15 protein-coding genes are annotated in these 21,460 nt (G+C 72.0%); 6 read left to right on the forward strand and 9 right to left on the reverse strand.

All coding sequences use genetic code 11. From position 1 onward, the window contains the following. Both ABTZ59_RS35615 and ABTZ59_RS35620 read left to right on the forward strand, forming a co-directional pair. Positions 1–843: aminoglycoside phosphotransferase family protein (locus ABTZ59_RS35615; protein WP_351424814.1), on the forward strand; the 843-nt coding region annotated here is incomplete at its 5' end. A 360-nt stretch (positions 844–1,203) separates the two neighbouring features. Further along, positions 1,204–3,180: an N-acetylmuramoyl-L-alanine amidase gene (locus ABTZ59_RS35620; protein WP_503003858.1), complete on the forward strand. Its 1,977-nt coding sequence runs from the start codon at positions 1,204–1,206 to the stop codon at positions 3,178–3,180. Positions 3,181–3,367: 187 nt separating this feature from the next. On the opposite strand, the gene ABTZ59_RS35625 is transcribed toward ABTZ59_RS35620, so the two are convergent. From ABTZ59_RS35625 to ABTZ59_RS35640, 4 genes are all read right to left on the reverse strand, one after another. Further along, positions 3,368–4,477, reverse strand: a complete 1,110-nt coding sequence (locus ABTZ59_RS35625) for a baeRF3 domain-containing protein (protein WP_351424820.1) — start codon at positions 4,475–4,477, stop codon at positions 3,368–3,370. A 173-nt stretch (positions 4,478–4,650) separates the two neighbouring features. Further along, positions 4,651–6,972, reverse strand: a complete 2,322-nt coding sequence (locus ABTZ59_RS35630; RefSeq protein WP_503003859.1) for a glycoside hydrolase family 95 protein — start codon at positions 6,970–6,972, stop codon at positions 4,651–4,653. A gap of 167 nt (positions 6,973–7,139) precedes the next feature. Then, entirely contained in the window at positions 7,140–7,640 is a 501-nt protein-coding gene (locus tag ABTZ59_RS35635) for a hypothetical protein (protein ID WP_030353882.1), read from the reverse strand. Between the two features lie 89 nt (positions 7,641–7,729). Continuing rightward, positions 7,730–7,972, reverse strand: a complete 243-nt coding sequence (locus ABTZ59_RS35640) for a DUF397 domain-containing protein (RefSeq protein WP_351424829.1) — start codon at positions 7,970–7,972, stop codon at positions 7,730–7,732. A gap of 224 nt (positions 7,973–8,196) precedes the next feature. Here ABTZ59_RS35640 and paaK point away from each other — a divergent pair, with 224 nt between their 5' ends. Then, positions 8,197–9,483 (forward strand): phenylacetate--CoA ligase PaaK, encoded by a 1,287-nt coding sequence (gene paaK / locus ABTZ59_RS35645; protein WP_351424836.1) that lies wholly within the window; start codon positions 8,197–8,199, stop codon positions 9,481–9,483. Positions 9,484–9,554: 71 nt separating this feature from the next. Here paaK and ABTZ59_RS35650 read toward each other — a convergent pair whose 3' ends face one another. Beyond that, positions 9,555–11,093 carry a fatty acyl-CoA synthetase gene (locus ABTZ59_RS35650; RefSeq protein ID WP_351424844.1) on the reverse strand — a complete coding sequence of 513 codons (1,539 nt, stop codon included), beginning with the start codon at positions 11,091–11,093 and terminating at the stop codon, positions 9,555–9,557. A gap of 57 nt (positions 11,094–11,150) precedes the next feature. After that, a complete protein-coding gene (locus tag ABTZ59_RS35655) occupies positions 11,151–12,257 on the reverse strand; it encodes a calcium:cation antiporter (protein ID WP_351424847.1) in 1,107 nt (368 codons plus the stop codon). A gap of 260 nt (positions 12,258–12,517) precedes the next feature. On the opposite strand from ABTZ59_RS35655, the gene ABTZ59_RS35660 reads away from it, so the two are divergent. Next, entirely contained in the window at positions 12,518–14,305 is a 1,788-nt protein-coding gene (locus ABTZ59_RS35660) for a serine hydrolase domain-containing protein (RefSeq protein WP_351424875.1), read from the forward strand. 109 nt (positions 14,306–14,414) lie between these two features. Here ABTZ59_RS35660 and ABTZ59_RS35665 read toward each other — a convergent pair whose 3' ends face one another. Then, positions 14,415–16,739, reverse strand: coding sequence for a serine/threonine-protein kinase (locus ABTZ59_RS35665; protein ID WP_351424851.1), 2,325 nt, complete (start codon positions 16,737–16,739; stop codon positions 14,415–14,417). A 297-nt stretch (positions 16,740–17,036) separates the two neighbouring features. Here ABTZ59_RS35665 and ABTZ59_RS35670 point away from each other — a divergent pair, with 297 nt between their 5' ends. Further along, complete coding sequence (locus ABTZ59_RS35670; RefSeq protein WP_351424855.1) at positions 17,037–18,590, forward strand: ATP-dependent DNA ligase; 1,554 nt, start codon at positions 17,037–17,039, stop codon at positions 18,588–18,590. 133 nt (positions 18,591–18,723) lie between these two features. On the opposite strand, the gene ABTZ59_RS35675 is transcribed toward ABTZ59_RS35670, so the two are convergent. Continuing rightward, complete coding sequence (locus tag ABTZ59_RS35675) at positions 18,724–19,758, reverse strand: phosphatidylinositol-specific phospholipase C domain-containing protein (RefSeq protein ID WP_351424862.1); 1,035 nt, start codon at positions 19,756–19,758, stop codon at positions 18,724–18,726. A 261-nt stretch (positions 19,759–20,019) separates the two neighbouring features. After that, on the reverse strand, positions 20,020–20,808 hold the full coding sequence (locus ABTZ59_RS35680) for an SDR family NAD(P)-dependent oxidoreductase (protein WP_351424866.1): 789 nt from the start codon (positions 20,806–20,808) through the stop codon (positions 20,020–20,022). 78 nt (positions 20,809–20,886) lie between these two features. Here ABTZ59_RS35680 and ABTZ59_RS35685 point away from each other — a divergent pair, with 78 nt between their 5' ends. After that, complete coding sequence (locus tag ABTZ59_RS35685; RefSeq protein WP_351424870.1) at positions 20,887–21,291, forward strand: winged helix-turn-helix transcriptional regulator; 405 nt, start codon at positions 20,887–20,889, stop codon at positions 21,289–21,291. The last annotated feature ends 169 nt before the right edge of the window (positions 21,292–21,460 follow it).

The raw sequence follows: 21,460 nt of genomic DNA on the forward strand, positions 1-21,460 counted from the left end.
GGCCGCAGCACGGCCGTCGCCAAGTGCCTGCTGGACCACGCGCCGGCCTGGGCGGAGCGGAGCCGCCACGAAATAGCCGTATACCGCTCGTTCGTCCGGCACCGCCCCCCGGTGAGGGCGCCCCGGCTGATCGCGGCGGATCCGGACAACTGCACCCTGGTGATCGAGCGGATGCCCGGCCGGGTGGCGGCACTTCAGCGGCATCCGATGGAGGCGCCGCCCCGCGCCGACATCCGCGCGGCGCTGGGCGCGATCTGCCGGGTGAACGCCTGGCGGCCGCCGGCCGGTCTGTTCGACATGCCCTTGGACTATGTCGAACAGATGTCCCGCTACCACGAGTTGGGGCTGCTCACCGACCGGGACCTCGGGGACCTCCAGAAGCTGCTGCACGGCATCGCGCAGGAGGTGGGCCGGGGCGCCATGCTCCAGTTCTGCCACGGCGACGCCCTGCTGTCGAACATCCTGGTGTCCCCGGCGGGTCCGGTGCTGGTGGACTGGGAGCACGCCGGCTGGTACCTGCCGGGCCACGACCTGGCCACGCTGTGGCTGGTGCTCGGTCAGGCCCCGGCGGCACGGCGGCAGATCAGCCAGATCGCCCAGTCGGCGGGCCCGGCCTCCCGGGACGCCTTCCTGGTGAACCTGATGCTGCTGCTGACCCGTGAGATCCGGCGGTACGAGACGGCCGTCCAGCGCTCGATGCAGGACCCGCCCCCGGCGGCTCCCGGCCTGCACCAGCCGGGCGCCGTGCCCTGCGCCGAGGAACAGCGGCTGCTGCTGCGGCGGCTGCACGACGACTGCGCGATGGCCCGGCGGGCCGTACGCGCGGCGGTCGGGACCCGCTGATCCGGCCGTACCGTACCGAGCGAGAACGAACCGGCGCCGCGCCGCCCCGTGGGGACCCACGGGGCGGCGCGGCGCGTCCGCGTGACGGCCGAGCCCGGCCGCGCTTCGCCGCGCCCGGATCCTCCGCCTCGGCCACTGCCGCTCCTGCTGCTCCATGCGGCGGATGTCTGATCATTGGTCCATTCCACTGACGCGCCGCAGGCCCGGACACCACCGCCGCGAAACTCCGTCATACGTACGCTGACGTGCGAAATCCGTTCCGTGTCCGATGATTGACGGATCGTCCGGGAGCCGATACCCCTGGAGTCCCCCGTCGGCCCGGCAGGCCCCTTCACGCATCACCCGTCACTGGAGGCTGCATTGCAAGGTTCTGTCCCCCCACGACCGAGATTCCCGCGTGGTCGCGCACTGCGAGCGGGGGGTGTCGTGGCGTCCGTCGCACTGCTGCTGCCCCTGGTCTCCGCCGCTCCGTCCGCCACCGCGGAACAGCCGGGATCCGGCGCGCTGCAACGTGAGTTCGCCGCCGCGGCCGCGCGCTACCAGGTGCCGGCGAGCGTGCTGCTCGGTGTCTCGTATCTCCAGTCCCGCTGGGACACGCACAGCGGCGCCCCCAGCGTCACCGGCGGCTACGGCCCGATGCATCTGACCGACGCCAGGACCGCGATCGCCGACGCGCCGCACCACTCGCAGGGCACCGAGGACCCGCGCGGGGACTCCTCGCGCGCGGTGCGGACCGTCACCGGGACGGCGCTGCCCAAGACCTCCGAACTGCCCGCCCGGCTGCGCACCCTGGAGCGCGCCGCCGAGCTGACCGGGCTGCCCGCCAAGGAGCTGCGGCGGAACCCCGCCGCCAATGTCCGGGGCGGCGCGGCGCTGCTGGCCGCGGCCCAGCGGGAGCTGGGAGCGCCGCTGAGCGGCGATCCGGCCGACTGGTACGGGGCGGTGGCCCGGTTCTCCGGGGCGGACGACTCCGCGACCGCCACGACCTACGCCAATGATGTGTACGACGTGATCAGGAGCGGCGAGCGCCGTACGACGGACAGCGGCCAGCATGTGGCGCTGCCCGCGGCGCCCCGGATCTCCCCCGACACCTCGCGGGCGGCGCGGCTCGGTCTGCGCGCGGCCGACCCGGGGCGGGCCGAGTGTCCGAGCACGGTCGCCTGTGAGTGGATCCCGGCGCCGTACGGGGAGTTCGGCGAGGACGACTACGGCAACCACGACAAGGCCGACCGGCCGAAATCCCAGTCGATCGACTACATCGTCATCCATGACACAGAGGGCTCCTGGGACACCACGATCAAGCTGATCCAGGACCCGAAGTATGTGTCGTGGAACTACACCCTGCGCTCGTCCGACGGGCATATCGCCCAGCACGTGGCGACCAAGGATGTCGGCTGGCACGCCGGCAACTGGTACATCAACTCCAAGTCGGTGGGTCTGGAGCACGAGGGTTTCCTCGCCGCGCCCGACGCCTGGTACACGGAGGCGATGTACCGCACCTCCGCGCGACTGGTCGGCTATCTGGCGAGGAAGTACGACATCCCGCTGGACCGTCAGCACATCCTGGGCCACGACAACGTGCCCGGCACGACCACCGCGCTGATCCCGGGGATGCACACCGACCCGGGCCCCTACTGGGACTGGGCGCACTACTTCCAGCTGCTCGGCAAGCCGTTCAAAGCGACCGCGGGGGCATCCGCGTCCGTGGTCACGATCCGTCCGGACTACGCGTCCCACCAGCCGGCGTACACCGGCTGCGAGAAGGCGGGCCAGGCCTGCGCCCCGCACGGCTCGGGCGCCGTACGGCTTCACACGGCGCCGGCCGCGGACGCGCCGCTCGTGAAGGACATCGGGCTCCGGCCCGGCGGCCAGGACTCCACGATCGACGTCAATGACCTGGGGGCCCGTGCCTCGACCGGCCAGCAGTACGCGGTGGCGGGTCGCGAGCGCGACTGGACGGCGATCTGGTACCTCGGGCAGAAGGCGTGGTTCCACAACCCGCGCAAGAGCCCGACCGCCGTGGGCGCCAAGGCACCGGTGCTGACGCCGAGGGCCGGGCTCACGGAGATCCCGGTGTACGGACGGGCCTATCCGGAGGCGGAGGCCTACCCGGAGGGGGTTCCGGTCCAGACGGTCTCGGCGTTCCCCTACAAGCTGCTCGCCGGTCAGCGCTATGTGAGGGGCGCCGAGGCGCCGAGTGAGTACTACTTCGCGCCGGACTTCGACACCGCCGGACACCGGGTGGTGCGGGGCAAGGACACGTACTACGAGATCCAGTTCGGGCACCGGGTCGCCTATGTGAAGGCGGCCGACGTGGAGGTGCGTCCGGCGCGCTGACCAACCGGCGGGGGGAATGCCGGGCGTCACCGGCCGCGGGGGAGCCGGTGACGCCCGGCGCATGTCTGTCCTGGCAGGCGGGACGGCAGCGCGGAGTCGTTGCGCGCGGTGTCGATGCGCGGTGTGTCGGTGCTCGCGGCGTCCGGGGCGCGCGAAATCCGGGGCGCGCGGAATCCGGGGCGCGGCGTCAGTAGCGCAGGACGGCGGCGATCCGGTCGTGGGCGGCGAGCGCGTCGTCCGGGAGGAACACCACCTCGGCGCCGCCGTCCAGAGCGGCTTCGACGAGTTCGTCGACGATGTCCTCGCGTACGTCGGGGGCCGCGACGGACTCGTCGTCGACCGGGATCAGATGGCCGTCGCTGACGCGGACCGTACGGCGGTAGTGCTCTTCGAGCGCGACCAGATCGGCCCGCTTCTCGCGTACCGACTCCCAGACCTCGTCGAGTCCGGCGGCGAAGGTGCGCCGGCCCTTCGCGTCGTCCAGCCGGGTCAGTACCTCGGCCATCCGCCGGCGCGCGTACTCCTCGACCACGGGCGCCAGTTCCCTCCGCAGGACGGGGGCAGGACCGTCCGTCAGACCGCCCTTGACCAGTCGTCCGACGGCCGTGCGGGTGGCGTTGCCCGCCTCGTCCAGCAGGGCGAGCGCGGGGGCGAGGCCGACCAGGAGGAGCGGCCGGGGCCGGCGCGCGAGCACGGCTCCCATGGCCTCGTCGACGGACCGCAGAAAGCGGCGGGTCTCCTCGTCGGTGAACGTGCTCGGGGTGTCGCCGATCCGTTCCTCGCGTTCGACGTCCCAGGTCTCCTCGGGCGGCGTCATGGGAAACCCGTTCTCGCGGTGTTCGCGTAGGGATTCACCGGATCCGCTCCAGAGCGTCGCGCGGTCGGCGGCGATCGCCAGCACCCAGTACGGCCGCGACTGCGCGGTGGCGGCCACGAGGTTCCTGGTCAGATATGTGTCGGAGAGTACGACGCGCTCGGGCACCTCGCGCGGCAGATACCAGACCCGGAACTCCCCGGAGTCGGCGAGCAGCAGCAGTCCGTCGAGCAGATGACGCAGATCGACCTCGGCGACGGCCTTGTCGAGCTGTCCTTTGACGGCCGCGCGGGATCGCTTGTCCAGATCCGGTTCGGCCTCCAGTCGGCGTCCCGCCTCGGCGAGCAGATTGCGCAGCCTTACCGCGTCCTGCTCGTGATGGTGCTCGCGACGGTGGGTGGGCATCGTCAGGGACACGGCCGGATAGGGGCGCAGCGCGCGCAGTTCCCGCAGGACGTCGGGGTTCAGACCATTGCTGTCCATGCTGTCCCTTCGCTCGATGAAGGTCCGGCGGGCGGGCGGACAGGCGCCTGCCGACCCCCCGTCGTGCCTCCCATCTTGCGCGATTCCGCCCGGTTCCGCAGGAGGGGCGGTCCACCGGACGAGGGCCCCATCGGCCGGGTGGCGGATGGGGCCGGGACCGAGTGGTCGGGGACCTACGGGGTGAACTCGTAGGTCCTTCCCGCGGTCGCCCGGAAGGTGCGCTCACCGCCCGGCAGCAGGGTGCTGCGCAGGGTCAGGTCCCGCGTACGGCTCGCGCGCAGCGTGATCCGGCTCGCCCTGCCGCCGCTCCAGCTGATGTCGAGGGTGGCGCCGCCGCGCGCCCGCAGCCCCGTCACCCGGCCAGTGGGCCAGGACGCCGGCAGGGCGGGCAGGATCTCGATCGGGCCGTGCTGGCTCTGCACCAGCATCTCGGCGACTCCCGACGTCGCGCCGAAGTTTCCGTCGATCTGGAAGGGCGGATGGGTGTCCCAGAGATTGGGCAGGGTGGAGCTCTTGAGCTGCTCGGAGAGCATCTTGTGGGCGTGGTCGCCGTCCCGCAGCCGTGCCCAGAAGTTGATCTTCCACGCCTTGCTCCAGCCGGTCCCGCCGTCGCCGCGCGCGGTCAGCGAGACCTTGGCCGCCTCCGCCCACGTGCTGCCCGCGACGATCTGCCGGCCTGGGTGGAGTCCGTAGAGATGCGAGACATGGCGGTGGTCGTCGGTCCGGCTGTCGAGGTCGGTCTTCCACTCCTGGAGCTGGCCCCAGGAGCCGATACGGAGCCCGGGGTCGAGATCGCGCAGTGCGGTCTCCAGCCGGGTGCGGAAGTCGGGTGCGTCCCCCAGGGTTCTGGCGGCCTCCAGGGTGTTGGTGAACAGATCGCGCACGATCTGCTGGGACATCGCGGCGCCCGCGGTGAAGTCCCCGTGCTCGGGTGAGTAGCTGGGTGTGACGACGAGCTTGCCGTCGCGTGGGTCGGTGCGGAGATTGGCGAGCCAGAACTCCGCGGCCTCCTTCATCACCGGATAGGCGGTGGAGCGCAGATAGTCGGTGGAGCCGTTGAACCGGTAGTGGTCGTAGAGCTGCTGGGTGAGCCAGGCCGCGGCCTCCGGGAACCAGAACGAGGTGGCCCAGTTGTGCACGCCGGTGAAGCCGAACGGGTTGGTCTCATTCTGTACGACCCAGCCGGCCGAGCCGAAGATCTCCCGCGCGCTGACCCGGCCGGGCGCGCGCATCGCCTCGACGTAGCGGTCGTAGGGCGCGGTGGTCTCGGCGAGGTTGGTGACCTCGGCCGGCCAGTAGTTCATCTGGAGGTTGATATTGACGTGGTAGTCCGCCGACCAGGGCGGGTTGGTGACGTTGTTCCACACGCCCTGGAGGTTCGCGGGCAGGGATCCGGCCCGTGAGGAGGCGATGAGCAGATAGCGGCCGTACTGGAAGAACAGCGCTTCGAGCGCCCGGTCGGCGGCGCCGGCGCCCCCTGTGTACTGCGCCAGCAGTTGGTTGGTGGGCAGGTCGGGGAGTTGCTGGCCGATGTTGAGCGAGACCCTGCCGAAGAGCGCGCCGTGGTCGTTCACATGGTCGGTGCGCAGGGCCTCGTACGTGCGGGCGGCCGCCGCGTCGACCGAGCCGGTGACCGCGCGGTGCGGGTCGGCGCCCCGGTAGCGCGGGTAGGTGTCGGCGTAGTCCGTACCGGCGGCGAGGACGAACCAGGCGCTGTTGGCGCCGGTGACGGTGAGGGTGCCGTTCGCTCCCGCGCTGACCCGGCCGCCGTTGGTCCGTACCCGGATCTGGGTCTCGAACCGCATCCCGTTGTCCTGGAGCGCGCCTGTGATGGTGAGCCGGTCGCCGCTCGCCGTGGCGGTGAAGTCGGCGCGCGGCGAGGTGTAGCGCAGGGTGAAACCGATCTTTCCCGGCTGATCGGCCGAGAACCGGCCGACGATGACCTTGCCGGGGTAGGAGGCGAAGAACTCCCGGGTGTACGCGACGCCTTGGTGGGTGTAGGTGACGGCGGCGAGCGCGGACGCGAGGTCGAGGGTACGGCGGTAGGAGCCATCAGGGGCCGACGGGGCACCCGGTACGGCCAGTTCCAGCTCGCCCAGTACCTGGTAGGCGCCGAAGCCGTGCTTCGGCTGGCCGAGTTCGGCGACGACGGCTTCCGGGGTGAGCGTGCCCTCGGTGTCGAGGCGCCGCTGCACGGAGGCGAGCACTCCGGGCCGGGGCTGGGTCCAGTTGCCGTGGTCGTATCCGCCGGCGGCGCCGGGGCCGCCGGTCCACAGGGTCTTCTCGTTCAGGGTGAGGCGTTCGGTGGCGAGGGTGCCGAACACGCTCGCGCCGAGCGCACCACTGCCGATGGGCAGCGACTCACGCTCCCAGTCGGCGGCGGGTGTGTCATACCTGAGTGTCAATTCATCGGAGGGGTTAACGGCGGCCGTGGCTCCGGATATCGCCGGAACACCCAGCGTCAGTGCGCCTGTTACCCCAAGCGCGGACTTGATCGTGGTTCTGCGGCTCATCCCAGGGGTCATGGCAGGCACGGTAAAAGTCCGATGACTGAAATGGCAAGGGACATGACAAATTCGCTCCCGCCGGTGCGGACCCGGCCGGACACCGACCCCTGATCCCCACCGTGCGGAAGCGCTCTGCCCCTGACTCGACCCCTGGCTCAGCCCTGCTGGAACAGCTCCGCGGGCAGCGGCTTCAGCAGCGCGTAGAGGTCGTCCGTGATCGGCCGGTCCCAGCTGGCGATGGTGACCAGCACATCGTCGCTGCGGTCGAACTGCACGCAGGAGATACGGCTTTCCGAAAGCTTGAGGCGGCGCACGATCAGGAGGTTGTCCCCCTGCATCACCGGAATGTCCTCGGCGCCGGTCACCTCGACCGGCTCCTCGTTCTCCAGCGCCAGCAGCAGCTGGGCCACCTCGAACGGAATCTGCCCGTCGGCCAGCTCGCGGGCGGGTGACCCCGCGGGCAGATTCCCGATGATCATCGCGGGCCCGCGGCCACCGAACAGGTCGTACCTGAGGAAGACACCCTGGCAGCTGCCATCGGGCGCGGGCAGCAGCCCCGCCCCCAGATTGCCGGGCCAGTCACCCGGGTCCATGGCCAGGACATCGAAGTCCGGGCCCGCGGGTGTGGCGGCGCTGCGGCGGCGGAGAAAGGACATCCCACCATGGTACGGGTTCGCGCCACTTCACCGGAGCCGGCCGCCCACGCTCTGTCAGCCGGACACCGGGCGGAACCACGTCACGTCCGTCAGGTGAGGTCGAACTCCCCGTCGCGCGCGTTGATCACGAAGGCCCGCCACTCGGCGGGGCTGAAGATCAGCGACGGACTCTCCGGCCGGCCGCTGTTGCGCATGGCGATGAACCCCTCGACGAAAGCGATCTGGACGTCACCCGTACCCCGGCTGCTCGACTGCCAGTCCGCGTTGCTCAGATCGAGTTCCGGCTTGTCCCAGCCCGAAAGCGGCTTATGGGTGGTGATGCTCTCAGCCACGTCCTGCTCCTCCCGCTGCGTCGTCCCGGAGCCACCCTATCGACCGGCGCCGGTCCCGGACAGGCCGCGGCGCGAGGCCGGAACGGGACCGGGCGAATCACCGCGCCGGTCGCGTCACGGCCCTTGACGCTCATCGGCACTCCTGAATTACTGGCCCCGGGACGATCAACCGAATGATCGGTCGATCGGACGACCGCACTGTCCGAGGGACCGGGAGAGCGCCCATGACACCTCTGCTGGACGCGGCGGAACAACTCAGCCGCGAGGAGCTGGCCGTACTGCAACTGGAGCGGCTGCGCGCCACACTGCGCCACGCCTACGAGAACGTCGGTCATTACCGGACGGCCTTCGACCGCGCGGGGCTGCGCCCCGAGGACTGCCGTACGCTCGCCGATCTGGCGCGCTTCCCGTTCACCGCCAAGGCCGATCTGCGGGACAACTATCCGTTCGGGATGTTCGCCGTGGACCAGTCGCGGGTACGGCGCGTCCACGCCTCCAGCGGCACCACGGGCCGGCCGACCGTCGTCGGGTACACCCAGCACGATCTGGACACCTGGGCCGATGTGGTGGCCCGCTCGATCCGGGCGGCCGGCGGGCACCCCGGGCACAAGGTCCATGTGGCATACGGCTACGGGCTCTTCACCGGCGGACTCGGCGCGCACTACGGCGCGGAGCGGCTCGGCTGCACGGTGATCCCCGCGTCCGGGGGCATGACGGCCCGCCAGGTCCAGCTGATCCAGGACTTCCGCCCCGAGATCATCATGGTGACGCCGTCGTACATGCTGACGCTGCTCGATGAGTTCGAGCGGCAGGGCGTGGACCCCCGTACGACCTCTCTCCAGGTGGGCATCTTCGGTGCCGAGCCCTGGACGGAGGAGATGCGGCGGGAGATCGAGGAGCGGTTCGCGATCGACGCCGTCGACATCTACGGGCTGTCGGAGGTGATGGGCCCGGGGGTCGCCCAGGAGTGTGTGGAGACCAAGGACGGTCCGCACATCTGGGAGGACCACTTCTATCCGGAGGTGGTCGATCCGTTCACCGGGGAGGTGCTGCCGGACGGCGCGGAGGGCGAGCTGGTCTTCACCTCGCTCACCAAGGAGGCGATGCCGGTGATCCGCTACCGGACCCGGGACCTCACCCGGCTGCTGCCGGGTACGGCACGGGTCTTCCGCCGGATGGAGAAGATCATCGGCCGGTCCGACGACATGGTGATCCTGCGCGGGGTGAACCTCTTCCCCACCCAGATCGAGGAGATCGTGCTGCGTACGCCGGGGGTGGCCCCGCACTTCCAGCTCCGGCTGACCCGCGAGGGCCGGATGGACGCGCTGACGGTACGGGCCGAGGCCCGCGCGGGAGCGACGTCCGCGCAGCGCGTGGACGCCGTGCGGGCGATCGCCGCGGCCGTCAAGGACGGGGTCGGGGTCTCGGTGGCGGTGGAGGTCGTGGATCCGGAGACCCTGGAGCGCTCGGTGGGCAAGATCAAGCGGATCGTGGACCTCAGGCCGCACTGAGCCCGGGTCCCGAGCGGGTCCGAGCGGTCCGAGCGGTCCAGGCGGGTCCCGAGCGGGTCCCGAGCGGCGCCTCAGGACTCGCTCAGGCGCTCGCGCAGCTCACGTTTGAGGATCTTCCCGCTGGCGTTGCGCGGCAGCGCCGTCATGAACACGATCCGCTTCGGGGCCTTGAAGTGGGCGAGCTTCTCGCGGGCGTGGGCGAGGAGTTCGGCCTCGGTGACCTCGCCGCGCGGGACCACGACGGCGGTGACGGCCTCGATCCAGCGGTCGTCGGGCAGCCCGACGACCGCGGCCTCGGCGACGCCGGGGTGGGTGTAGAGGGCGTCCTCGACCTGCCGGGAGGCCACCAGCACCCCACCGGAGTTGATGACGTCCTTCACCCGGTCCACCACGGTGAAGTAGCCCTCGGCGTCCCGCACGGCGAGATCCCCCGAGCGGAACCAGCCGTCACGGAAGGCCTCCGCCGTCTCCTCCGGCTTGTCCCAGTACCCCGCGCAGAGCTGTGGCGACCGGTAGACGATCTCGCCGGCCGTACCGTCCGGGACGTCCTCGCCGCTCTCGTCGACGACCCGTGCCTCGACGTGCCGTACGGGCCTGCCGCAGGAGTCCATCCTGCCCTCGTGCTCGTCGGGTCCGAGGACGGTGGCGAGGGGGCCGATCTCGCTCTGTCCGAAGCAGTTGTAGAAGGCGAGCGAGGGCAGCTGTGCGCGCAGCCGTTCCAGTACGGGCACCGGCATGATCGAGGCGCCGTAGTACGCCTTGCGCAGCGCGGTCAGATCGCGCGTGGCGAACCCGGGGTGGCGCGACAGGCCGATCCATACGGTGGGCGGCGCGAAGACGCTGTCCGCCCGGCCCGCGCCGACGAGTTCGAGGATCGCCTCCGGGTCCGGTGCGTCCAGGATGGTGTTCTCCGCGCCGACCGCGAGATACGGCAGCAGGAAGACATGCGTCTGCGCGGAGTGGTAGAGCGGCAGCGAGTGCACCGGCCGGTCGCTCTCCCGCAGATCCAGCGCCGTGATGGCGCTGGCGTACGCGTGCACCTGGGCGCGGTGCGTCATCATGGCGCCCTTGGGCAGCGCCGTGGTGCCCGAGGTGTAGAGCAGCTGGGACAACTCGCCCGGGTCGCCGGCGCGTTCATAGGGCCTCGGGGTGGCCAGCGCGGTGAGCAGTGAGTCGGCGGTGTCGCGCAGAGCGCGGACCGGGACGCCCTCGGGGACCCGCCCCGCCAGCCCCGGATCCGCGAGGACGAGCGCGCTGCCCGACTGCTTCACGAGATAGCCGAGGTCCTCGCCGGTGAGGTGCTGATTGACCGGTACGTGGACGAGCCCGGCCCGCGCGCAGGCCAGATAGGCGATCAGATAGACGTCCGAGTTGTGGCCGTAGGTCGCCACCCGGTCGCCGTCCGCGAGCCCGTGTCCGCGCAGCTCGGCGGCGGCGGTGGAGACGGCCGCGTCCAGCTCCGCGTAGGTCCAGGTACGGTCGGCGTACCGTACGGCCACGCGGCCGGGCACCCGCGCCGCGGTACGGCGCACCACGCCGTCGACGGTGCTGTCGAGCAGTTCCCGCAGGGGGTCGTCGGGCTCCGGCGCGGTGTGGTCCTGGGCGTTCATGGCGCGATCCTCCGGGCGGTGGCGCGGCGGGTCAATCCCCCGGAGGGACCGTCCGGGTCACGGGCTGATGGCGAGGAAGACGAACGCGGCGAAGATCCCCAGATGCACCCCGCCCTGGAGCAGGGTGGCCCGGCCCGGCGCGATGGTCAGGGCGCCCACCACCACCGTCAGCGCGAGCAGCACCATATGGACGGCGCCCAGCCCCAGCACCAGCGGCCCGCTCAGCCAGATCGAGGCGAGCGCGATGGCCGGGATCGTCAGACCGATGCTCGCTATGGCCGAGCCGAGCGCCAAGTTGAGGCTCGTCTGCACCCGCTCGCGGCGGGCCGCGCGTACGGCGGCGAGGGTCTCGGGCAGCAGCACCAACAGAGCGATGATCACACCGACCACAGCCTGTGGCAGCCCGGCCGCCTCCACCCCCGACTCGATGGTCGAGGACACCGCCTTCGCGTCCCCGACCACGGCGATCAGCGCCACGACCAGCATCACCAGGCTCAGCACGCCGGCCCGGCGGGTGGGCAGCGGGGCGTGCGAGTCCTCCTCGCGCACGTCCCCTTCCTGGGTGACAGGGAGGAAATAGTCGCGGTGGCGCACGGTCTGTACGGCGACGAAGAGCCCGTACAGCACGAGTGAGGCGACCGCGGCGAAGCCCAGCTGCGCGGACGAGAACTCCGGGCCCGGCTTGCTGGTGGTGAACGTCGGGATCACGAGCGTGAGCGTGGCCAGGGTGGCGACGGTGGCCAGCGCGGTCCCCGTGCCCTCGGCGTTGAACACGGCGACCCGGCCGCGCACCGCCCCGACCAGCAGGCAGAGGCCGAGGATGCCATTGCAGGTGATCATGACGGCGGCGAAGACCGTGTCCCGGGCGAGCGAGGCGGTCTTGTCGCCGCCGTCGATCATCAGCGTGACAATGAGCGCCACTTCGATGACCGTGACCGAGACGGCGAGGACGAGTGAGCCGAACGGCTCCCCCACCCGGTGGGCGACCACCTCGGCGTGGTGCACGGCCGCGAGCACGGCGCCCGCGAGACAGAGGGCGACCAGCGCGACCGCGTATCCCGGCAGGCTGCGCCCCCAGCTGAGGATCAGCGCGAGAACCGCGAGCAGTGGCACCACCACGGTCCACCGGGACACCAGTGACCTGATGCCGACGCTCGTCCTCATGCGCCACACGCTGCCAGAGGTACTGGTGGTGCGCGCGGTGGCGGCGCCTCGCGGCAAACCCGTCCCGTCGCACGTGATGCGGTGTCAGTTCCGCTGTGGTAAGAGGTCCTGACGGCTGGGTCGGATGTGAGAAGCGACGTTCAGGGGAGGGCTGCCGCATGGCGGAGGACCGGGCGAGCGGACGCGGAGCGAGCGGTACGGGGGGCGGCGCGCGTGACGGCGCGGGTGACGGCGCGCCGAGCGAGCCGCGGGCCGCTGGGATGAGCCGGCGCAGGCTGGGCGGCGGGGTACTGGCCCTGGGCGGGGCGCTCGCCGTGGCGCCGATCCCGTTCGCCGGGGGCTCGGCCCGCGCCACCACGCCCGGTTCGGACGGCGGGTCGGGCGGGTCCGGCGGCGCGCGACGGACGACGCTGCGGCACGGCTCCGCCGAGCGGGCCGGTCTCCTCCCCGGTCAGCTGGACCGGCTGGTCGACGACGCGGCCGCCTTCCTCGGCCCCTCCCCCACGCACCCCTGGTACGCGGGGGCCGTACTGCTCGCCGGGCGCGCGGGTACGGTCGCCCTGCACCGTCCCCTCGGCGCCGCCGTGCGCTACGCGGCGTACGACGAGAAGACCGACACCGGAGTGGAGCTGCCTCCCGAGCGACGGATCGCGATGACCGAGGACACGGTCTTCGATCTCGCCTCCCTCTCCAAGCTGTTCACCTCGATCCTCGCCGTCCAGCAAATCGAGCGCGGAGCGCTGGAGCTGGCGGAACGCGTCACCACGTATCTCCCGGAGTTCGGGCGGGCGGGCAAGCAGGACGTGACCGTGCGCCAGTTGCTGACGCACACCTCCGGCTTCCGCGCCTGGGTCCCGCTCTACACGGCGCCGACGTACGAGGGCAAGCTCCAGCTGTTGTGGAACGAGGCCCCGGTGACTCGGCCCGGCACCGCCTATCTGTACTCGGACCTCAATCTGATCTCGCTCCAGCTGATCCTGGAGCGGATCACCGGTCGCACCTTGGACGCGCTGCTCCGCGACGAGATCACGGCCCCGCTCGGGATGCGTCGCACGCGCTACAACCCGCCCGCCTCCTGGAAACCGTCGATCGCCGCCACGGAGGACGCGCGTCGGCCCTGGTCAGGGCTCGACCGGGGGCTGGTGTGGGGCGAGGTGCACGACGAGAACGCGTACAGCCTCGGCGGGGTCGCGGGCCACGCCGGGGTCTTCTCCCGCGCCTGGGACCTGGCGATCCTCGCCCGGGCGCTGCTGAACGGCGGCGCGTACGGCCGGGCCCGGATCCTGCGGCCCGAGTCCGTGGAGCTGATGTTCACCGACTTCAACTCCGGATTCCCCGGCGACGCCCATGGACTGGGCTTCGAGCTCTACCAGCACTGGTACATGGGCGCGATGGCCACCCCGAGCACGGCGGGCCACACCGGGTTCACGGGCACCAGTCTCGTTCTCGACCCGACGACCGACTCCTTCCTGATCGTGCTGGGCAACTCGGTGCACCCCGTGCGGAGCTGGCGGTCCGGCAGCGCGCCGCGCGTCGCGGCGGCCAACCGGATGGCGCGGGCCGTCGCCGTGCGGCCCGCGCACGGCCGTACCGCGTGGTTCTCCGGCATGGCGAGCGCCACGACCGCCACGCTGACGCTTCCCCCGATCACGGCCCGCGCCGGAGTGCTGCGCTGTTCGCTGTGGTGGGACACCGAGCCGGACGCGGACGGGCTGTTCCTGGAGGCGTCGGCCGACACCGGGAGCGAGTGGCGGCCGGTGCCCTTCACCACCGTGGGCTCCGGGCAGGAGCCGCTGGCGCACCCGGCGGGCTCGGCCACGGGCTGGTCGGGACGCGGCTGGCACCGGCTGACGGCGGATCTGGCGGCCTGGCGGGATACGGAGGTACGGCTGCGCTGGCGGTACACGACGGACCGGCTGTACGTGGGGCGGGGCGCCTATGTGGACGGGCTGCGGGTCGAGGACGGAGGGCGCCCGGTCTTCGACGAGGCACGGCGGAAGGACGCGGCGCGTATCGAGGCGGTCGGCTGGGTGGCGTCGGAGGACTGACTCCCGGCGGCCGGGGAGGGCCACCCGTACGAGTACCGCCGGGTGAGCCGCGGGAGCACCGCGGCGCAGCAGCGCGGACGGCAGGGCGGTACGGCGGCGGGGACGGCGCTCAGCGCCCCCGGGTGCCGTGCTGCTGGCGCAAGGCGGCGACCTGGCGGTACAGCTCCACCGCCTCGCCGCCCCGTCCCAGCTGCTCCAGGCAGTGCGCCTCGTCGTTCCTGGCCGCCAAGGTGTCCGGGTGTACGGCACCCAGGACCCGGTGCCGCGCCTCGGCGACCCTGCGGTAGACGGTGAGGGCCTCGGGCCAGCGGGTCAGCCAGCCCAGGCCGACGGCGATCTCGCGGCGGCTGACGAGGGTGTCGGGGTGGTCGGGGCCGAGGACCCGCTCCCGGGCCTCGCACACCTCACGGGCCTCCGCGAGCGCCTCGTCCCAGCGGGCGAGCCGGCCCAGGTTGACCCCGAAGCCGTGCCGGGCCCGCAGGGTCTCCGGATGCAGCGGCCCCTGAACGCGGGTGCGGTCGGCGACGAGCCCGCGGTACAGATCGAGGGCCTCCTCGCTGCGGCCGAGCCGGCCCAGGCTGATGCCGATCTCGTAGCGCGCGGAGAGTGTGTCGGGGTGGTCGGGGCCCAGCGCGCGGGCGCGGACCGCGGCCACCTCACGGTAGCCGTCCAGCGCCTCCCGCCAGCGGCCGAGCCGCCCCAGCGCGTAGGCCACCTCGTACTGGCTGACCAGTGTGTCGGGATGGTCGGCACCGAGCACCCTGGCACGGGCCACGGCGACCGAGTGGGCCAGCCGGTGCGCGTCCTCCAGACGTCCCAGACGACTGAGGTTGTACGCCAGGTTGTGGCGGCAGCGCAGGGTGTCCGGATGGTCGGGGCCCATCGTGCGCTCGCGCGAGGCGAGCACCGCGGCGAACACGTCATGGGCTTCGAAGTGCCGGCCGAGCTGCCCCAGTACGTACGCCATCTCCTGCCGGGCCGCGAGCGTGTCCGGATGGTCCGGGCCCAGCGCGCGGGCGCGCCCCTCCGCGACGCGGGTGAACTCGCGCAGCGCGTCCGCCGTGCGGCCGGTCCTGCTGAGCGTGAACCCGACCTCGTACCGGCTGGCGAGGGTGTCGGGGTGGTCGGGGCCCAGCGCGTGTTCACGTTCCGCGGCGACCGCGCGGTGCACCTCCCCCGCCTCCTCCCAGCGGCCGAGCCGGCCGAGGCTCAGACCGGCGTTGTGCCGGCTGACGAGGACCGCGAGCTGTTCGGGGGACGGGGTGGGCCGCGCGGCGGCCGGATACGTTCCGATGGTGGCGCGCGGATCGGCGGGGCGGGTCCACTCGCCGGTGAGGCCCGCGGTGTGGTCGGGTGGGGTGGGCCGCGGCACGGAGACACCGGTCGCCTTGTGGCCGGTGGTCATGGACCGGGCCCAGGACGGCAGTGGGCTTCCGTCCCACGGCGGCCCCGAGCCGCCCGGGTGGTGGGGCGTGGTGGCCCCGTGCGGCGCCGGGAAGGCCGGGGACGGCCGCGGACCGGTGCTCAGCGGGCCCGTGCTCCCGAGCCCTGTGCTTCCCTGGACCGTGCCCGCCGGACCGGGGGCGCCGCGCGCCGCGCCGATCCTGCGTCGCAGGTCGCCCGCGTCGGTGGGCCGCTCCTCCGGTGTCTTGGCCAGCAGATCGAGGACGAGCCGGTCGAAGAACTCCGGCAGTTCCGACCGGTGCTTGCGCGGCGGCTCCGGGAGGGTGTCGCGGTGGCCGACCAGGACGGCCCAGGCGTCGCCCAGGTCGAACGGCGGGGCGCCGGTGGCGATCTCGTACAGCACACACCCCAGCGAGTAGAGGTCGCTACGGTGATCGACATGGCCGGCGCCGATCTGCTCGGGCGACATGTAGTGCGGGGTCCCCATCGCGATGCCGGTACCGGTCAGCCGGGACGTGAAGCCGATGTCATGGCCGAGCCGCGCGATGCCGAAGTCGCAGATCTTCACGGTGCCGTCGGCGAGCCGCATGATGTTGGCGGGCTTCAGATCGCGGTGGACGATGCCCTGGCCGTGGGTGTACGCGAGGGCGTCCGCGACCTGCTCGGCGATGTCGACGACATGGGGCACCGGCAGCGGATGCTGCTCGTTGTCCTCCAGCAGCTGGCTGAGATTGCGTCCGTCGAGCAGCTCCATCACGAGATAGAGCACTCCGTTGTCCTCGCCGAAGTCATGGACGACGGTGACGCCCCGGTGCTGGAGCGCGGCGGCGACCCGCGCCTCCCTGCGGAACCGCTCCCGCATGATCCGGGTGAAGGACTGGTCCTGCTGCGGTCCCAGCGGCTTGAGGCACTTGACCGCGACCTGTCTGCCGAGCGACTCGTCGCGAGCCCGCCACACCTCGCCCATCCCCCCGCGCCCGATCAGATCGAGCAGCCGGTAGCGGCCCTGGATCAGCCTGGTGTCCGCCATCGCGTGCTGTCGCCCCCGTCACCTCGCTGCGCCCTCCCCGGCCCGTCCAGTATGGCCGCACCGTCCCGGAGTGCGCACGGGGCGGGACGGGTGTCGGGCCTGAGGGCTGTCCCGTCATCCGCCCGCCGGGATGACGGGACAGCCCTCAGCCGGGCCGTTGCCGGGACAATGTGCCGACGGCCGCACGTTCGTGCCATGCGTTCGTGCCATGCGTTCGTGGAGCCAGGCCGACGGGGCGTGCCGCCCTGTCCCCCGTCAGGACGGGCGGACCCGCGCGCGGCGTTGCACGATGGCAGCATGCTGTTGGCACCGCTCGCGCATGTCTCCCGGGAGGTCGCCGAGACGTCGGCGCGCTCCCGGAAGATCTCCCTGCTGGCCGGACTCTTCCGTACGGCCGGGGCCGAGGACGTGCCCATCGTCATTCCGTATCTGGCCGGGCGACTGCCGCAGGGCAAGATCGGCGTCGGCTGGAACGCGCTGAAGGACCCGCCCCCGCCCGCGGACCGCGCCACGTTGACGGTGCACCGGGTCGACGCCGTCTTCACCTCTCTCTCGGCGGTGGCGGGCCGTGGGGCGCAGGGCGAGCGCAGACGGCTGGTCCAGGAGCTGCTGGGCGCGGCCACCGAGGAGGAGCAGCGCTTCCTGGTGGGGCTGATCTCCGGCGAGGTGCGCCAGGGCGCGCTGGACGCCGTCGCCGTCGAGGCGCTGGCGGAGACATCGGGCGCGCGGGCCGCCGCCGTACGCCGGGCGGTGATGCTGGCCGGTTCCCTCCAGCAGGTGGCGGAGCGACTGCTGATGGAGGGGCCGCGGGTGCTGGAGGAGTTTCTGCTGACGGTGGGGCGGCCCGTACTGCCGATGCTCGCGCAGAGCGCGGCGAGCGTCGCGGAGGCGATCGGCCGGCTCGGGGAGTGCGCCGTCGAGGAGAAGCTGGACGGCATCCGGGTGCAGGTGCACCGCGACGGGCCGACGGTCCGGATCTTCACCCGCACGCTCGACGACATCACGGACCGGCTGCCCGAGGTGACGGCGATCGCCCTGGGGCTGCCCGGTGACCGTTTCGTGCTGGACGGGGAGGTCATCGCACTGGACGCGGAGGGCAGGCCGAGGCCGTTCCAGGAGATCGCGAGCCGGGTCGGCTCGCGGATGGACGTACGGACCGCGGCGGCGGCCGTCCCGCTGTCACCCGTCTTCTTCGATGTCCTCGCCGCCGGGGGCGAGGATCTGCTGGAGCTGTCGTGCGCGGAGCGGCACGAGGCACTGGCGCGGCTGGTTCCCGAGCCGATGCGGGTACGCCGGATCGTGGTCACCGGCGCGGCCAGGGAGGAGGGGCGGGCCGCCGAGGCGTTTCTCCGCGACACCCTGGCCCGGGGCCATGAGGGTGTGGTGATCAAGGCGCTGGACACCCCCTACAGCGCGGGCCGGCGCGGGGCGGGCTGGCTGAAGGTGAAGCCGGTGCACACCCTGGATCTCGTGGTGCTGGCCGCGGAGTGGGGGCACGGGAGGCGCACCGGCAGGCTCTCCAATCTGCATCTGGGCGCGCGACGGCAGGACGGCTCGTTCGCGATGCTCGGCAAGACGTTCAAGGGACTGACGGACCAGATGCTGGAGTGGCAGACGGAGCGTCTGCGGGAACTGGCGGTCCGTGACGACGGCTTCACCGTGACCGTACGGCCCGAGCTGGTGGTCGAGATCGCCTACGACGGACTCCAGCGGTCGTCCCGCTATCCGGCGGGGGTGACGCTGCGCTTCGCCCGGGTGGTCCGCTACCGCGAGGACAAGACCGCCGGGGAGGCGGACACGGTCGAGACGGTCCTCTCGGCGCACGGGCGGGAGGTGGCGGAGCCCGGCTGAGGGGAACGGGACCACGGGCCGTGCAGGACCCACGGGACAGCGCGACCCGCGAGTCCCGGGGCCGGTGAGCGGAACCGGCCCCGGGACGTGTGTGGCTCCCCGGGTTTCCCGGGGGTCCCTGGCTCCCCCGGACTCAGCCGCGCGGAACGACGGTCGCGAGCACTGTCGGCAGCGCGCGCCAGTCCGCCGAGATCAGGCTGGCGTTCCGCTGGGCCAGCAGGGTCAGCCGGTCGCGGGCCTGCTGCTCGGTGGGGTTGCTGCCGTCGATGGCCGGCGGCACGTTGTGGGCGTCCGTCATCAGCAGGAAGTAGTTCCGCTGCGCGTACCACGCGGTGTCGATTCCGCCCGCCGTGTACGTGGCGGCGTCGCCGTCGAAGAACACGAACCAGGGCCTGATCGTCGTGTCCGGGTAGCGGGTGCGCGGATCTCCGGCGGCGGCCTTGTGGACGGCGGGGAAGGCCGCGGCCTCGCTCAGCCGGCCCGCCGCCTTGAGGTCACGCAGATGGGTGGCGTACTCACGGTCGGTCCACAGGGTGTCGAGGGGGTTCTGCTCCTCCACCGTGCCGGGGATCAGCTCGACGATGAACTTGCCGGCCATCTGCGCGCGCGACGGCCAGGCGCCTGCCTGGGCCGCCTGGTCGAGGTCGGCGCGATCACCCACCAGGTCGGCGGGGCGGAAGAGCGCGTCGCCGAGCTTGCTGTTGAGCAGCGCGTCCAGGGCGGCGGGGCCACGGCCGCCCTGCCCCTGGAAACCGTCCTTCATCTCGATCTTGATGACGATGGGCCGGTGGTTCCGGTTGGCGTCGTGCCAGGTCCTGATGTCGGTCAGACAGCCGGCCAGATCGCGGTTCTTCGCGTTGGTCCGCAGCTGGCTCACCGTGGTGGCGTTGGCGCAGTTGTTGTCATTGCCCAGCGGATTGCTGTGGGACACCCGCCAGGAGGCGCCGAACAGGTTGGTCCATACGTCGAGTTCGAGCATCCCGGCTCCGGAGTCGAGCGCGTCCGCGAAGTACGGGAAGGTGGCCTTCTCGTACGCGTTGTGGACACCGACCCCGGTGGTGGAGGGGTAGGGCAGCGCGCCCGGGTCGGCGGCGCCGGCGGACGTGGCGGTGAAGGCGAGCACGGCGACGGCGCCGGCCGCCACCGTGGTGCGAAGGAGCTTTGCCATATGCCTTGTTCCTCCCGTTGCGCATGTCTTGGGCATGTCAACCGAGAGGGAGCGTAGGCGAGTTCGATGACGGGCGGGAGGACGCGAGCTTACGGATGTGATCAGCGGGAGCGGGCAGCGAGAAGCGCGCCCCGCCGCTCGGTCGCGGTGGAGCGCGCTCGGTGCGCGGGGCGCGTCCCGGCCTGGGGCGCGTCTTCAAGTCCCGCCTGCCCGGCGGGACGACGGCGCTACTTTGACGACGGCGCTACTTCGAAGACGGCGCTACTTCGAAGACACGCCCTGGACGCCGCCGACCGTGACCTCGAATGCGTCACGGGCCTGGGCGAGCCGGTACCAGCGGTCGGCGAGGGCGTCCGGGTCGCCCTCGCCCGAGCCGGGCACGATCGGCAGGCTGATGGACAGGTGGCCCACATAGACGCCCTCACCGGCGAGGTCGTCGTGCAGGCCACGGGCCCAGGAGCGCAGCCCGGCCAGGGCTATGCCGGAGTTGCTCATCCCCGGGACGGGGGTGAGGGCGGTCGTGCCGGTGGTGAACAGCAGAGCGCCGTCGCGAGCCTCGCGCATGGCCGGCAGAACCGCCGCGGCGGCGGTGAGAGCGCCGCCGGTAAGCATGTCGAACATGGGGCGCACGGATCGCGCGGTGGTCTCGGCCGCGGAGGTGAACCCCAGAGCCTTGAGGTCGGGCACCTGGCCGGACACATTCGGGAAGGTGGGAGCCGGGCTGTAGGAGAGCACGCCGATCCGGCCGAGTTCTTCGGCGGCCGTGGTCAGCGCACTGGTCAGGCCCTTCTCGTCGGTGACGTCGGCCGGGTAGGCCCGGGCGGTGACACCCTCGGCGGCCAGGGAGTCCGCGAGGCCCCGCAGCTTCACGCCGTCGCGGGAGATCAGGGCGACGGAGTGCCCGGCGGCGCCGAAGCGGCGGGCGATGGCGCGGCCCAGCCCCGGACCGGCGCCGACAACCGCGATCGTGGAAGACGCGGAAGAGGGGGAGGGCGCGGAGGGCACGGAGGGCACGGAGGGCACGGAGGACGCGGAAGGCGTGGAGGACATGCTGCTACCTCGCTTGGTTACGATGGGTAAGTAGCCCCACCGTAATGACGTGTCGAGGACCTCACAAAAGGCACATTCATGTTCGCAGAGCACATCGCCGACCCTGATGGCGTCGCCCATGTTCCGCACCCGTGCGAGACATGGCCCGACAACGGCCGCGGTTTCCGGCAGACCCTGGACAGGATCGGCGACAAGTGGTCGGTCCTCGTGATCGGCATCCTCAGCCACGGCCCCCTGCGGTTCGGCGCCCTGCACCAGCGGGTTCCCGGCATCTCCCAGCGCATGCTGACGCTCACCCTGCGCCACCTCGAACGCGACGGCCTCGTCTCCCGCACCGCCTACGCCGAAGTGCCACCGCGCGTGGAATACGAGCTGACCACCCTCGGGGAGAGCCTGCGCGCCACGGTCCACGCCCTCGCCCAGTGGGTCACCGACCACAACGGCGAGATCGAGACAGCGCGCCACCACTACGACACGGCGTGAGAGTCCCTGGGCGTCGGACCACACGAGCGAAAGGCCTTGGGTCCTGTCCGGTCGAGGGGGGGGGGGGCGGGGCCCGGGCGACACCCGGCGCGACCCAGCAGAGAAGGGGACGCCGAGGGGGAGCCGCCCCCCCCCCGGCCCCCCCCCCGCGCCCCCGAAAGGATTAAGG

This window comes from Streptomyces sp. NPDC094034 (genome assembly GCF_040303865.1).
Lineage (GTDB): Bacteria > Actinomycetota > Actinomycetes > Streptomycetales > Streptomycetaceae > Streptomyces.

Coding starts and splice junctions, on each gene's coding strand:
- ABTZ59_RS35680 (WP_351424866.1), bottom strand. CDS start 20,808: ATGTCCTCCACGCCTTCCGCGTCCTCCGTGCCCTCCGTGCCCTCCGTG.
- ABTZ59_RS35635 (WP_030353882.1), bottom strand. CDS start 7,640: ATGTCCTTTCTCCGCCGCCGCAGCGCCGCCACACCCGCGGGCCCGGAC.
- ABTZ59_RS35660 (WP_351424875.1), top strand. CDS start 12,518: ATGAGCCGGCGCAGGCTGGGCGGCGGGGTACTGGCCCTGGGCGGGGCG.
- ABTZ59_RS35625 (WP_351424820.1), bottom strand. CDS start 4,477: ATGGACAGCAATGGTCTGAACCCCGACGTCCTGCGGGAACTGCGCGCG.
- ABTZ59_RS35670 (WP_351424855.1), top strand. CDS start 17,037: ATGCTGTTGGCACCGCTCGCGCATGTCTCCCGGGAGGTCGCCGAGACG.
- ABTZ59_RS35675 (WP_351424862.1), bottom strand. CDS start 19,758: ATGGCAAAGCTCCTTCGCACCACGGTGGCGGCCGGCGCCGTCGCCGTG.
- ABTZ59_RS35650 (WP_351424844.1), bottom strand. CDS start 11,093: ATGAACGCCCAGGACCACACCGCGCCGGAGCCCGACGACCCCCTGCGG.
- paaK (WP_351424836.1), top strand. CDS start 8,197: ATGACACCTCTGCTGGACGCGGCGGAACAACTCAGCCGCGAGGAGCTG.
- ABTZ59_RS35665 (WP_351424851.1), bottom strand. CDS start 16,739: ATGGCGGACACCAGGCTGATCCAGGGCCGCTACCGGCTGCTCGATCTG.
- ABTZ59_RS35655 (WP_351424847.1), bottom strand. CDS start 12,257: ATGAGGACGAGCGTCGGCATCAGGTCACTGGTGTCCCGGTGGACCGTG.
- ABTZ59_RS35685 (WP_351424870.1), top strand. CDS start 20,887: ATGTTCGCAGAGCACATCGCCGACCCTGATGGCGTCGCCCATGTTCCG.